General features: G+C 71.7%; 15 protein-coding genes. 14 read left to right on the top strand and 1 reads right to left on the bottom strand.

The annotated features are described in order from the left end of the window. Positions 1 to 3: 3 nt before the first annotated feature. Both LY13_RS15895 and LY13_RS15890 read left to right on the top strand, forming a co-directional pair. On the top strand, positions 4 to 1,068 hold the full coding sequence (locus LY13_RS15895) for an amidohydrolase family protein (RefSeq protein ID WP_253829233.1): 1,065 nt from the start codon (positions 4 to 6) through the stop codon (positions 1,066 to 1,068). Between the two features lie 82 nt (positions 1,069 to 1,150). Continuing rightward, complete coding sequence (locus LY13_RS15890) at positions 1,151 to 1,915, top strand: CPBP family intramembrane glutamic endopeptidase (protein ID WP_372493840.1); 765 nt, start codon at positions 1,151 to 1,153, stop codon at positions 1,913 to 1,915. A 4-nt stretch (positions 1,916 to 1,919) separates the two neighbouring features. On the opposite strand, the gene LY13_RS15885 is transcribed toward LY13_RS15890, so the two are convergent. Continuing rightward, the gene (locus tag LY13_RS15885) at positions 1,920 to 2,687 is read right to left on the bottom strand and encodes a sulfite exporter TauE/SafE family protein (protein WP_253829232.1); all 768 of its coding nucleotides are present in this window, start codon (positions 2,685 to 2,687) and stop codon (positions 1,920 to 1,922) included. A 336-nt stretch (positions 2,688 to 3,023) separates the two neighbouring features. On the opposite strand from LY13_RS15885, the gene rpsP reads away from it, so the two are divergent. The 12 genes from rpsP (at position 3,024) to LY13_RS15825 (ending at position 12,656) form a co-directional block, all read left to right on the top strand. Next, positions 3,024 to 3,497, top strand: a complete 474-nt coding sequence (gene rpsP, locus LY13_RS15880; protein WP_253829231.1) for a 30S ribosomal protein S16 — start codon at positions 3,024 to 3,026, stop codon at positions 3,495 to 3,497. Further along, on the top strand, positions 3,494 to 3,733 hold the full coding sequence (locus LY13_RS15875; protein WP_253829230.1) for an RNA-binding protein: 240 nt from the start codon (positions 3,494 to 3,496) through the stop codon (positions 3,731 to 3,733). Before rpsP ends, LY13_RS15875 begins: the two co-directional genes overlap by 4 nt. Positions 3,734 to 3,745: 12 nt before the next feature. Next, positions 3,746 to 4,315 (top strand): ribosome maturation factor RimM, encoded by a 570-nt coding sequence (gene rimM, locus LY13_RS15870; protein WP_253829229.1) that lies wholly within the window; start codon positions 3,746 to 3,748, stop codon positions 4,313 to 4,315. A 70-nt stretch (positions 4,316 to 4,385) separates the two neighbouring features. Continuing rightward, a complete protein-coding gene (trmD, locus tag LY13_RS15865; protein ID WP_253829228.1) occupies positions 4,386 to 5,162 on the top strand; it encodes a tRNA (guanosine(37)-N1)-methyltransferase TrmD in 777 nt (258 codons plus the stop codon). A gap of 174 nt (positions 5,163 to 5,336) precedes the next feature. Further along, a complete protein-coding gene (gene rplS / locus LY13_RS15860; RefSeq protein WP_253829227.1) occupies positions 5,337 to 5,693 on the top strand; it encodes a 50S ribosomal protein L19 in 357 nt (118 codons plus the stop codon). A 42-nt stretch (positions 5,694 to 5,735) separates the two neighbouring features. Continuing rightward, entirely contained in the window at positions 5,736 to 6,716 is a 981-nt protein-coding gene (lepB, locus tag LY13_RS15855; RefSeq protein ID WP_253829226.1) for a signal peptidase I, read from the top strand. A gap of 163 nt (positions 6,717 to 6,879) precedes the next feature. Continuing rightward, positions 6,880 to 7,599, top strand: a complete 720-nt coding sequence (locus LY13_RS15850; RefSeq protein ID WP_253829295.1) for a ribonuclease HII — start codon at positions 6,880 to 6,882, stop codon at positions 7,597 to 7,599. 98 nt (positions 7,600 to 7,697) lie between these two features. Next, a complete protein-coding gene (locus LY13_RS15845) occupies positions 7,698 to 8,021 on the top strand; it encodes a DUF2469 domain-containing protein (RefSeq protein WP_183655439.1) in 324 nt (107 codons plus the stop codon). 229 nt (positions 8,022 to 8,250) lie between these two features. Next, positions 8,251 to 8,652 carry a YraN family protein gene (locus LY13_RS15840; RefSeq protein ID WP_372493844.1) on the top strand — a complete coding sequence of 134 codons (402 nt, stop codon included), beginning with the start codon at positions 8,251 to 8,253 and terminating at the stop codon, positions 8,650 to 8,652. Beyond that, positions 8,652 to 10,163, top strand: coding sequence for a YifB family Mg chelatase-like AAA ATPase (locus tag LY13_RS15835; protein WP_253829225.1), 1,512 nt, complete (start codon positions 8,652 to 8,654; stop codon positions 10,161 to 10,163). The genes LY13_RS15840 and LY13_RS15835 overlap by 1 nt, the downstream gene beginning before the upstream one ends. Then, positions 10,160 to 11,407 (top strand): DNA-processing protein DprA, encoded by a 1,248-nt coding sequence (gene dprA / locus LY13_RS15830; RefSeq protein ID WP_372493839.1) that lies wholly within the window; start codon positions 10,160 to 10,162, stop codon positions 11,405 to 11,407. Before LY13_RS15835 ends, dprA begins: the two co-directional genes overlap by 4 nt. Positions 11,408 to 11,474: 67 nt before the next feature. Next, on the top strand, positions 11,475 to 12,656 hold the full coding sequence (locus LY13_RS15825; RefSeq protein ID WP_253829224.1) for a tyrosine recombinase XerC: 1,182 nt from the start codon (positions 11,475 to 11,477) through the stop codon (positions 12,654 to 12,656). Positions 12,657 to 12,668: the final 12 nt, after the last annotated feature.

Below are 12,668 nucleotides of genomic sequence, written 5' to 3'. Positions count from 1 at the left end.
CCCATGTTCCACATTCGCGGTGTCGTCCTGCCCGACGGCAGGGAGCAGGACGTCTGGACCGACGGTGACCGGATCTCCCTGACGCCGGTGGAGGGTGCGCAGACGCTCGAAGGCGCGTTCGTGCTGCCCGGCCTGGTCGACGCGCACTGCCACCCCGGCGTCGGCGTCGACGGCCCGGTCACGCTCGACGAGGCCGTGACACAGGCCGAGACCGACCGCGACGCGGGGACACTGCTCATCCGCGACTGCGGCGTGCCGATCGACACGCGGCCACTGCAACGGCGCGACGACCTGCCGCGGATCATTCGCTGTGGGCAGCACATCGCACTGCCCAAGCGCTACATCCCGAAGCTCGGCATCGACCTGGAACACCCCGAACAGCTGCCCGACGCCGTCGCCGAACAGGCCGTCGCGGGCGACGGCTGGGTCAAGCTGGTCGGCGACTGGATCGACCGCGGGGTCGGCGACCTCGCCCCGCTGTGGCCCGACGACGTGCTCGCCGACGCCGTCAAGGCCGCCCACGACGCGGGTGCGCGGGTGACGGCGCACGTGTTCGGCGAGGCCGCGCTGCCCGGCCTCATCGACGCGGGCATCGACTGCCTCGAACACGGCACGGGCCTGGACCGCACACTGCTGGACCGGATGGCCGCCCAGGGGACGGCGCTGGTGCCGACGTTGATCAACATCGAGAACTTCCCCGGCATCGCCGACCAGGCGGTCAAGTACCCGACGTACGCGGCGCACATGCGCGCACTGCACGCAGGCGTCGGCGACATGATCGGCGAGGCGATGGACGCGGGCGTCGACATCTACGCGGGCACCGACGCGGGCGGCATGGTCGCCCACGGCAAGCTGCCCGACGAGGTTTCCGCACTGCACCGCGCGGGAATGCCGGCGGAGCAGGCTCTGGGTGCGGCGTCCTGGGCGGCCCGCGCATGGCTCGGCCACGACGGCATCGCCGACGGTGCGCAGGCCGACCTCGTGCTCTTCGACGCCGACCCTCGTGAGGACATCGACGTCCTCCGCAGCCCTCGTCACATTCTCCTCAGGGGACGGCTGGTCCGCTGACGCCTGCCGGGCGGTCGTGACGGCGCGGGCACGCACAGTAGGCTCGCGGCGATCTTGTCGGCCGAATCGGGGGAGGACCAGCGTGGCGGTACCGAATCCGGGTGAGCCGGTCTCCGGCGACCCGTCCTCGGCGAGCCTGCCACGGCCACGCTGGGGCTTCGGTGCCTTCCTACTGGTCGAGGCCGTGCTACTGGCCTCGGCCGCGCTGATCGGCGCCATCCTGCACAGCGGCGGCGGCGACCTGTCCGTACGCAGCGTGCTTATCGGCACGATGCTGCCCACGGTGATCGCGGCGGGTACGGCACTGGTCATCACGAAGGTGCGCGGTAACGGCCCGCTCGCCGACCTCAACCTGTCGTGGTCGTGGGATGACGTCAAGCTCGGCCTCAAGCTGGGCGCACTGGGGCTGGTCGTGACCAGTGTCGGAGCGTGGGTCTGGACCGAGATCGTCGGCGAACGCAACGCCCAGTCCGCGATCAGCGCCCTGGTCGAAGGCCGGCCGATGTCGGTGCAGGCGGCCGTCGTGATGTTCCTGTACCTGTGGCTGCTCGGGCCGATCTGCGAGGAGATCATCTACCGCGGCCTGCTCTGGAGCGCTACGGAACGGCTCGAATGGCGCAACGAGAAGTGGGGCAGGGTCGCGGCGTTCGGACTGTCGACCGCCGTGTTCGCCGTCAGCCACCTCGAACCGCTGCGCACGACGCTGCTGCTGGTCATCTCGATCCCGATCGGACTGGCCCGGTTCATCACCGGACGACTGCTCGGCAGCATCGTCGCCCACCAGATGAACAACTTCCTGCCCGCCGTGGCGATCCTGCTGACGGCGCTGGGGATCGTCGAGGCGTGAGCCGCTACAGCGACTGGACCAGCAGGTGGGCCGCGAGCCCGAGTCCCGCGAGCGCGATGGCGACGCGCAGTGGGCGTTCCGGCAGCCGCCGCACCACCATGGGGCCCAGCCAGGCGCCGACGAACGATCCGGCCGCCAGGGAGACCGCCGCCGTCCAGTTCACCGGCGCGAGGATCGCGAACGCGACAGCCGCGGTGCCGTTCGCCGCACCGCTGGCGATGTTCTTGAGCGCGTTCGCCACGGGGAGCCGGTCCGGCAGCGAGATCGACAGCACCGCGAGCATCATGATGCCCGCGCCCGCACCGAAGTACCCGGAGTAGATCGTCACGGCGATGAACGACGCCGCGAACCCCGCTCCGGGAGAGCGCTCACGGCCCTGCCGCGCCGCGCGGACGTCGGCGGCGTGCCGGAGCCGGTCGCGCAACAGGAGCAGCACCGAGCCGAGCGCGATCAGCCAGGGCACGACGAGTTCGAACGTGTCGGCCGGAGTCGTCAGCAGCAGCGCGGCGCCGGCCGACCCGCCGACGGTCGCCGCGGCGACGATCTTGGCGAGCCTGCGGCCCTGCCCGCGGAGCTCGTGACGGGACCCGCCCGCCGCGCCGAGGGTCGTCGCCAGCATCGCCACGGTGTTCGTCATGTTCGCCGTCAGCGGCGGCAGCCCCGCGGCGAGCAGCGCGGGATAGCTGAACAACGATGCGAGGCCCGCCACCGACGACGCCAGCCCCGCCGCCACCCCCGCTCCGGAGAGCAGTGCCACCGAGGTGACGTCCACGTGCGATCCTCTCGTCGTCGGCCCGGCTCCGGAAGCGGAGGTCGCGGGTACCCGCCGCGGCAGGCGTCCGCCGGGTCCCGACCGCGTCGGCCTGCTCGCGCCGCGGCGCCGGTACGGGCCCGCACCGCAGTCTTCTCGGCCGCCGCGCAGGCGCGGGAGGGGAGCCCGTCGCAGGTGACGTACCTCGCTCTGGCAAAATGGGGGCTTGCCCGCTCCGAACGGGCCCTCTCACCGCGTCGGAGCGATACACAGACCTGCGGGCATCGCCGATCCGCTCCCCACTCGGGGGTGGTGCCTCGAACCGAGCAAGCGAACACGACAGGAGTACCCACACCCGTGGCCGTCAAGATCAAGCTGCAGCGCCTGGGCAAGATCCGTGCGCCGTACTACCGCATCATCGTCGCGGACGCGCGTACCCGGCGGGATGGCAAGGCCATCGAGACGATCGGCAAGTACCACCCGAAGGAAGAGCCGAGCTTCATCGAGGTGAACTCGGAGCGTGCGCAGTACTGGCTGGGCGTCGGCGCGCTGCCGACGGAGCCGGTCCAGCGCATCCTCGAGGTGACCGGCGACTGGCAGAAGCACAAGGGCCTGCCCGGTGCCGAGGGCACGCTGAAGCCGCAGCCCGAGAAGAAGACCAAGCAGGAGATCTTCAACGAGGCGCTCGCCGCCGCGAACGAAGAGCCGTCCGTCGCGGCCGTCACCCCGAAGAAGAAGGGTGGCAACAAGAAGGCCGACAAGGCGGAGTCCGAGGAGACCGCCGAGGCCTCCGAGTCCACCGAGGGCGAGAAGAAGGCCGACGAGGCGTGAGCTTCCTCGCCGACTCGCTCGAGCACCTGGTCCGCGGCATCGTCGACAACCCCGACGATGTCCGCGTCGACCTGGTCAGCACCCGCCGCGGTCGCACGCTCGAGGTCCACGTCCACCCGGACGACCTCGGCAAGGTGATTGGCCGCAGCGGGCGGACCGCGACGTCGCTGCGCACCGTGATGAACTCCGTCGGCGGCAAGGGCATCCGCGTCGACGTCATCGACACCGACCGCTGAACGGACATCACCGTGGAGGTCGTGGTCGGCCGGGTCGCGAAAGCGCACGGCATTCGCGGCGAACTCGCCGTGGACGTGCGGACCGACTCGCCCGAGGAGCGCTTCGCCGAAGGTGCGGTACTGACCGGCAAGTCCCGCAACGGTCGCACGACTCGACTCACAGTGGCAGCCGCCCGTTGGCACAGCGGGCGGCTGCTGCTGCGTTTCGAGGAGGTGCCGGACCGCACCGAGGCGGAACGGCAACGTGGGCTGTTGCTGCTCGCCGAAGCCCGTGAACTGCCGCCGATCGACGACCCCGACGAGTTCTACGACCACGAACTCGAAGGGCTGCGTGCGGAACTGACCGACGGCACCGTCGTCGGAACCGTGCGCGAGGTCGTCCACTCGCCGGGGGGCGAGCTGCTCTCCCTCGACCGCGACAGCGGCGAGGCGCTCGTGCCGTTCGTGCGGGAGATCGTGCCCGAGGTCGACGTCGCGGGCGGACGCGTCGTGCTGGACCCGCCCGACGGTCTCCTCGACGACGCGGCCGAGACCGCGGGAACCCCCGACGACGCGGCCGACCCGGACCAGTCCGCCCGATGACGGTCGCCCCGGCCCCCGACTCCGTTGCCGCGGCCGATCCCGTCCACGAACACCGCCGAAAGCTCCCGTTGTGAAACTCGACGTCGTCACGATCTTCCCCGAGTACCTGCAGCCGTTGCGAGCCGCACTGCTGGGCAGGGCGCTCGACCGCGGACTGATCGAGATCGGCGTGCACGACCTGCGGGACTGGACCTACGACGTGCACCGCGCCGTCGACGACGCGCCGTACGGCGGCGGTCCCGGCATGGTGATGAAGCCGCAGGTCTGGGGTGAGGCGCTCGACGCCGTCTGCACCGACCGGTCCCGGCTGGTCGTGCCCACGCCGGCCGGCAGGCCGTTCACCCAGGCGATGGCGCGCGAGTACGCCGAGGAGGACCACCTCGTCTTCGCGTGCGGCCGTTACGAGGGCATCGACCAGCGCGTGTTCGACGACGCGGCGCGGAGGATGCCCGTCGACGAGGTGTCGATCGGCGACTACGTGCTGGTCGGTGGCGAGGCCGCGGTGCTGGTCATGGTCGAGGCCGTGGTCCGGCTGCTGCCGGGCGTGCTGGGCAATCCGGTCTCCGCCGAGCAGGACTCGTTCTCCGACGGACTGCTGGAAGGGCCCAGCTTCACGCGTCCCGAGGTGTGGCGTGACCTGGCGGTGCCGGACGTGCTGCGCTCCGGCAACCACGCCCGTATCGACCGTTGGCGTCGTGACCAGGCCCTGGAGCGTACGTTCCACCGGCGCCCCGAGCTGCTCGACCGGCTCGCCGACGACCTCGACGCCCACGACCGTGCGGTCCTCGACGAGCTCCGCGCCGACGACGGTGGCCCCGGCGCCGGGCAGGGCCCCGACCAGGCGTGACGGTGGCTGTCGACGGCCCCGTGTCCGGCGCGGACATCCCTCATGCCATACTTGACCAGTTGGCGCGACGTGTGAACACGCGCTGCCGAGAACTCCTGGGCCGCCCGCTGTGAGGCCGGTGCGCGCCCGGACATGTCAAGCCACATTGCCACAAGGACGAGGACGGACCTGAAGATGAACACCCTGGACGCGCTGGACGCTGAGTCGCTGCGTTCCGACATCCCCTACTTCCGCCCGGGCGACACGCTCAAGGTTCACGTCCGCGTCATCGAGGGCAACCGCGAGCGGAACCAGGTCTTCGAGGGCGTCGTGATCGCTCGTCAGGGCGGCGGCATCCGCGAGACGTTCACCGTCCGCAAGATGTCGTTCGGTATCGGCGTGGAGCGCACGTTCCCGGTGCACTCGCCGAACATCGCCAAGATCGAGGTCTCCAAGAAGGGTGACGTCCGCCGGGCGAAGCTCTACTACCTCCGCAACCTGCGCGGCAAGGCGGCCAAGATCAAGGAGCGCCGCGAGACCGCCGCTTCCTGATAGGTCCGGAGCTTCCCGTAGCCTGACGTCGTGGTCGAGCCTGTGCCTTCAAACGCCCCCCAGGACGAGCCGGACAACCCGGACGACGAGCGGAAGAACCCGTTCGAAACGCCGACCGACGGGTCCGACTCGTCCGAGGAGAGTGGCGAGAAGGCGCAGGCCGCCGACGGCGTGAGTGGGCCACCCCGCAGCGGGCGGAGCAAGGGCAAGGCGAAGAAGCAGCGGTCGTTCTGGAAGGAACTCCCGATCCTGATCGGGATCGCACTGGTGCTCGCCTTCGTCATCCAGCAGTTCTTCGCGCGGGTCTACATGATCCCGTCGGGCTCGATGGAGCACACGCTGCACGGCTGCCCCGGCTGCACACCCGACCGGATCCTGGTCGACAAGTTGGTCTACGACTTCTCGGACCCCGACCCGGGCGAGGTCGTGGTGTTCCGTGGCCCAGCTTCGTGGGTCGGGCCGGGCATGGCCGACGACGGCGGCAACGCCGTGGCCGACTTCTTCCAGATGGTCGGCTCCGCCTTCGGGCTCGCCCCGCCCGACGAGCGTGACTTCGTCAAGCGGGTCATCGCGACCGGCGGGCAGACCGTCGAATGCTGCGACGAGCAGAACCGGGTCCTGGTGGACGGCGAACCCCTCGACGAGCCGTACCTGCATCTCGAGGGAGGCCGTCCACAGGCCTCGTTCGACCAGGTCACCGTGCCCGAGGGGTACGTCTGGGTCATGGGCGACAACCGGAACAACTCGGCCGACTCCCGTTACCACAACGATGGTGGCGGCGCCTCCGGCGCGGTCCCCGTGGACAACGTCATCGGCAAGGCGCGGCTGATCGTCCTGCCGCCGTCCCGGTGGGGAATCATCCACGCGGAGAATCCGCAGGAGCAGCAGGCCGAGGCCATGAGCGCACCCGCCTGGCAACAGGGCATCCCGCTCGCTGCAGGCGCCCTGGCGGCGTGGCCGGTGCTCGCGACGGGCCGCCGTGTCGGCACCGCCGTGGGCGGGGCGCTGCGCCGCGACCGCTGACCCGGCGGACGAGTGCTGGAGCGTCCCCGTGCCCGAGTCGAACCGTTCCACGGCAGCGGCGTCCCCCGCCGCCACGTCCTCGCCGGCCACGAGGCGGTCGAGGAAGCGGTCGCTGCTGTCGTCGGCGGGTCCGCGGCCCCCACGGGCGATCATTCGCGGTGCGATGCCGTGGGCGCTGCAGGGCGCACTGGATCGCCGCGGCCTGGGCCCCGTGGCGGGCGTCGACGAGGCGGGCCGTGGCGCCTGCGCGGGACCGCTGGTCGTGGCCGCGTGCGTGTTGCGGCCCGGTGACTCCTCGCGCCTCTCGGAGCTGACCGATTCGAAGCTGTTGACGGCGGCGGCCCGGGAACGCGTGTACGAGCGGGTCGTCCGCCGCGCGGTCGCCTACTCGATCGTCGTCGTTCCGCCCGACGAGGTGGACGCCCGCGGTATCCACGTCACCAACATCGAAGGCATGCGCAGGGCGGTGACGCGCCTGCAGGTGGCGCCGGGTTACGTGCTGATCGACGGCTTCGGCGTGCCCGGACTGCCCGCGCCGAGCGTGCCCGTGATCAAGGGGGACCGGGTGGCGGCGTGTGTGGCGGCGGCATCGGTACTGGCCAAGGTCACGCGCGACCGGATCATGGCCGACCTGCACGGCGAGTACCCGCAGTACGGCTTCGACGTGCACAAGGGCTACACGACGACCGACCACGGCGAGGCGCTCACGGCCCACGGCCCCTGCCCGGCGCACCGCTGGTCGTACACGAACGTCGCCGTCGCTGCGAAGGCACACGACCTGCACCCGCCGCATCCGGTGCTGTTGACCGCGGCAGCGCTCCAGGCGAAGCCGGGCCCCACCGTCGACAACCAGGAAGCACTGTTCGACGTTCCCACCGGGTGAGGCGAAAACCGGCGCCGCCCGACTGCTCTCCAGTCGCGGCGTTCGGGTGTCACAATGGTTGTTCGCCACCGACCGGCTGCAAGGCTTGCGAGGAGCAGATGAGCGCAGAGGATCTCGAGAAGTACGAGACCGAGATGGAACTGTCGCTGTACCGGGAGTACCGCGACATCGTCGGGCAGTTCTCGTACGTCGTGGAGACCGAGCGGCGGTTCTACCTGGCCAACTCCGTCGACGTGCAGGTGCGTGACAGCGGCGGCGAGGTGTATTTCGAGGTGCGCATGTCGGACGCGTGGGTGTGGGACATGTACCGCCCGGCCCGCTTCGTCAAGAGCGTCCGCGTGATCACCTTCAAGGACGTGAACGTCGAGGAGCTCGAGAAGCCCGAGTTGCGGCTGCCCGAGGAAGGCCCGTTCGGCGGCTGACACCCGTACGCGGCGGCTCCGCGGGCACACCGCCCCGCGCGGGCGGCTGCCTAGCACGGACCCCCGACGACGCCGGGGGACGACTCTCCCGGTCGGGCGGGTTGTCCACATCGCCCCGGTTGTCCACAACTTCGCGGAAACCCTCTGCCGTGACGACGGCGCCCCGGTGAAGGTGGGTGCGAGGCCGGTGAGTGCCGGCCACGGACCACGGGGGTGAACGCGAGTGAGCATCACGGTGCGCGACCCCGGGAACGGAGGTTCCCGGGCACGAGGCAGACGATCCCACCTCGATCTGGGGCGCCGGGGTGAGGACCTGGCGGTGCGACATCTGACCGAGCGCGGCCTGATCGTGCTGAGCCGCAACTGGCGATGCCGTGAAGGCGAGCTCGACATCGTCGCGACCGATCGCTCGACGCTGGTCGTGTGCGAGGTCAAGACCCGGTCCGGCCGCCGGTTCGGCGAGCCGGCCGAGGCGGTCACCGAGGACAAGCAGGCGCGGATCCGCCGGGTCACGTCGCGGTGGCTGTCGGCGTTCCAGGTGGGCTGGTGCCCGATCAGGTTCGACGTGCTGTCCGTGGACTGTCCTCCGGGCGGCGAACCGACGGTCCGGCACATCCCGGGAGCGTTCTGATGCCGCTCGCACGTGCCTGGTCGGTCGCGCTCATCGGCATCGAGGGGCGACCGGTGGAGATCGAGGCCGACATCGGTGCCGGACTGCCGGGAACGAAGCTCGTGGGGTTGCCGGACGCGGGCCTGCGCGAGGCCAAGGACCGGGTGCGGGCGGCCGTCCGCAACAGTGGGCAGCGCTGGCCCGACAGCAATGTGACACTCGGTTTGTCCCCGGCCGACCTGCCGAAGGACGGCTCCGGTTACGACCTGGGGATCGCGGCTGCCGTGCTCGCCGCGTCGGGCGCGGTGCCGAGCCCCAAACTGCTGGGCACCGTGCTGCTGGGGGAGCTCGCGCTCGACGGCAGGGTCCGCCCGGTGCGCGGTGTGCTGCCCGCGTTGCTGGCGGCGCGGAAGGCCGGTTACCGCCGGGCTGTGGTCGCGCTCGAATCGCTGGCCGAAGGTTCGCTGGTCGGCGGGATCGACGTCGTCGGGGCCGAACGCCTCGGCGACGTCATCGCCTGGTTGTGCGACGAGGGCCGGCTGGCCGAGGCCGAACCGGAACGCGAACACCCGCGGCCCGAGCAGTCGGACCTGGCCGACGTCGTCGGACAACCGGAGGCACGCTGGGCGCTGGAGGTCGCGGCGGCGGGTGGGCACAACCTGCTGATGACCGGATCGCCGGGGGTCGGGAAGAGCATGCTGGCCATGCGCCTGCCGGGGTTGTTGCCGGACCTCGGTGACGACGAGGCCCTCGAGGTCACCGCGGTGCACTCGGTCGACGGGTCCCTGGAACGGGATTCGCCGCTGGTGCGGGTGCCGCCGTTCGTCGCGCCCCATCATTCGATCTCGGTGGCCGCGCTGATCGGTGGCGGAACGGGGATCGCGGCACCGGGCGCGATCAGCAAGGCGCACCGAGGTGTGCTGTTCCTCGACGAAGCCGCGGAGTACGGCGGTGAACGCCTCGACGCGCTCCGCACCGTGCTCGAGGAGGGCGAGGTGCGGATCGCCCGGTCGCGCGGTTCGGTGCGTTACCCCGCGCGGTTCCAGCTGGTGCTGGCCACGAACACGTGTCCGTGCGCGCCCCCGCGGGAAACGGAGTGCCGGTGCAGCCCGGCGGCACGGCGCCGCTACCTGGCGAAACTGTCGGGTCCGCTGCTGGATCGGGTCGACCTGCGCGTGCGGATGCGCCCCGCCACGGCGATGAACGTGGCGGGCGAGCAGCAGCCCGAGCCGACAGCGCGGGTGCGTGAACGGGTCGTCGCCGCGCGCGAACGCGCGGCGAAGCGCTGGTCGGGTCACGGGTGGCAGACCAACGCCGAGGTGCCGGGTCCGGTACTCCGCCGTGAATTCGCACTGCCCGCCGAGGCGACCCGGCTGCTCGACCGCGGGCTGAACCGGGGGGCGATCACGGCGCGCGGAGCGGACAGGTGCCTACGCATCGCGTGGACGCTCTCGGACCTGGACGAGGCCGACGAGCCGACCGCTGACCACGTCGCGGCGGCCCTCGAGTTCCGGGACAGGAGGGCGGCGTGAGCGACCGACGCAGCGTCGATGCCGGACCGCACACGGAGACCGGCGCCGACGACCCTGTGCACCGTGCCCGCGCCTATCTGCTCGGCGCCGCCGAACCGCCCGCACCCGCGCTCGTGGCCTTCGTCGCGAGGTACGGCCCGGTGGAGGCGGCCGAGCGGGTCCGTCGCGGTGCGGTGCCCGATCCGGTTGCGCAGGAGACGGAGGCGCGACGGGGCACGGACCGATCGGAACGGGACTTCGCGAGGGCCGAGGAGGCCGGCTACCGCCTCCTGACTCCCGAGGACGACGAGTGGCCCGCGTGGCCGCTGCTGTCGCTCGACGTGGCGACCGGCCGCGGGGCCGAGGGCGTGGCGCCGCCGCTGGCGTTGTGGGTACGGGGCACGGCACGTCTCGACGAGGCGGTCGACGGCGCGGTGGCCGTGGTCGGTGCGAGAGCGGCGACCGAGTACGGCGAGCACACCGCGGCGGAGCTCGCCCACGGTCTCGTGACCGAGGGGATCGGCGTGTTCTCGGGTGCGGCCTACGGGATCGACGGTGCCGCCCACCGTGGAGCGCTGGCCGCGGGAGGCCCGACGGTGGCGGTGCTGGGCTGCGGACTCGATGCGGGATATCCGGCGGGCCACGTCGGACTGCTCAACCGGGTCGCCGAACGGGGCGCGGTGGTCAGCGAGTACCCGCCGGGTGCGCCGCCCGCGCGCCACCGGTTCCTCGTCCGGAACCGACTGCTCGCGGCACTCACCGCGGGAACGGTCGTCGTCGAAGCGGGCAAGCGCAGCGGCGCCCGCAACACGTCGTCGACGGCGGGGGCGCTCGGGAAGGTCGTCATGGCGGTTCCCGGGCCCGTCGGCTCCGCGACGTCGGTCGGCTGTCACGACCTGATCCGTGATGCGTACGCGACCTTGGTGGGGTCGGTCTCCGATGTGCTCGACACCGTGGGACGGCTGGGCGAGCCCCGGGCCGACCCGTCCGCGCCGCGGCCCCGCAGACCGACCGACGACCTGGGCCCACAGGCCCTGCGGGTGCACGAGGCGCTGGGGGAGAGGCGGGGTCGTTCTCCCGACGAGGTCGCCGAGGAGTCGGGTGTACCGCTGGCCCGGGTCCGGGCGGTGCTGCCGGAACTGGAGCTGTCCGGCTTGGCCGAACGGTGCGAGACCGGGTGGCGACTCGCCGCAGGTGTACCTGATCGGGTGAAGTCGTCCGGCCGTGTGGCAGGAAAAGGGGAGAGCCACCCGCGCAGCCGCTGATTGCAGCTTGATCATCGAGGTGTGGCGATGCTTGACCCCGTTCGTGGCGTGGCCCAGCGTCAGCGGCATGAGTTCTTCGACCGCGCGTGGGCGACGGACCGCGGGCACCGCCGGTCGGCGTACGGACCTGCGCCGACTGCGTGAGCGGCTACCGGCGCGCGCCGCGGCCGTCGTCGACGACTACGAGCGGCACCTGGCGTCCGAACGCGGACTGTCGGTCCACACGGTGCGCGCGTACGTCGGCGACATCGTGTCGATGGTCGCGTTTCTCCACCGGAGGGAGATGGAGGACTCCGACGGCGACGGCGACGGTTTCGCGGACGCCGGACGTGACCGTGGCGCGGGGAACGAGGAACCCACCCGTGAGTGCGGCGCCGATGGTTCCGAGGCCGACGCACACGGCTCCGCCGCAGGCGCCGCGGGGGACGCGCACGGCCCGGACGTTGCGGCCGGCGCTGCGGACAACGCCGTCAACGGGCTGGGCGGCCTCGACATCGAGGTGCTGCGGGCCTGGCTCGCGCAGCAGCGGGCCGAGGGCCACAGCCGCACCACACTCGCCCGCCGGTCCGCCTCGGCGAGGACGTTCACCGCGTGGGCCGTCGACCGCGGGCTACTGGCGGTCGACCCCGGACTGCGGCTGGCGGCGCCGAAACCGCACCGCCGGCTGCCCGGGGTGTTACGGCAGGAGCAGGCCGCCGACGTGCTGGGCGCGTCCGCGTCGGGTGCGCAGCAGGAGGATCCGGTCGCACTCCGCGACCACGCACTGGTGGAGATGCTGTACGCGACAGGGACGCGGGTCGCCGAGTTGTGCGCCGTCGACGTGGACGACGTCGACCTCGACAGCAGGCTCGTGCGGGTCTTCGGCAAAGGGTCCAAGGAGCGGATGGTCCCGTTCGGGCTTCCCGCCGAGCGGGCGTTGCGGTCCTGGCTCGACACGGGGCGGGGCGCGCTCGCCACGGCGGCATCGGGCCCCGCACTGTTCCTCGGTGCGCGCGGTGGCCGGATCGACCAGAGGACGGTGCGGCGCGTGGTGCACGACGCCGTAGAGTCGGTGCCCGGCGCGGCGGGCATGGGTCCGCACGGGCTGCGGCACACGGCGGCGACGCACCTGCTCGAGGGGGGAGCGGATTTGCGAAGCGTTCAGGAACTGCTCGGTCACGCTACGCTGTCCACGACGCAGCTCTACACGCACGTGACCGTCGAGCGGCTGAAGGCGATTCATGACCGAACCCACCCCCGTGCCCGGTGACGCCGGTGGAGT

The organism is Prauserella aidingensis (genome assembly GCF_024171865.1).
GTDB classification, from domain to species: Bacteria; Actinomycetota; Actinomycetes; order Mycobacteriales; family Pseudonocardiaceae; genus Prauserella; species Prauserella aidingensis.
Note: the sequence above shows the minus strand (reverse complement) of the source record. Positions and strands in the feature narration are given on the sequence as shown.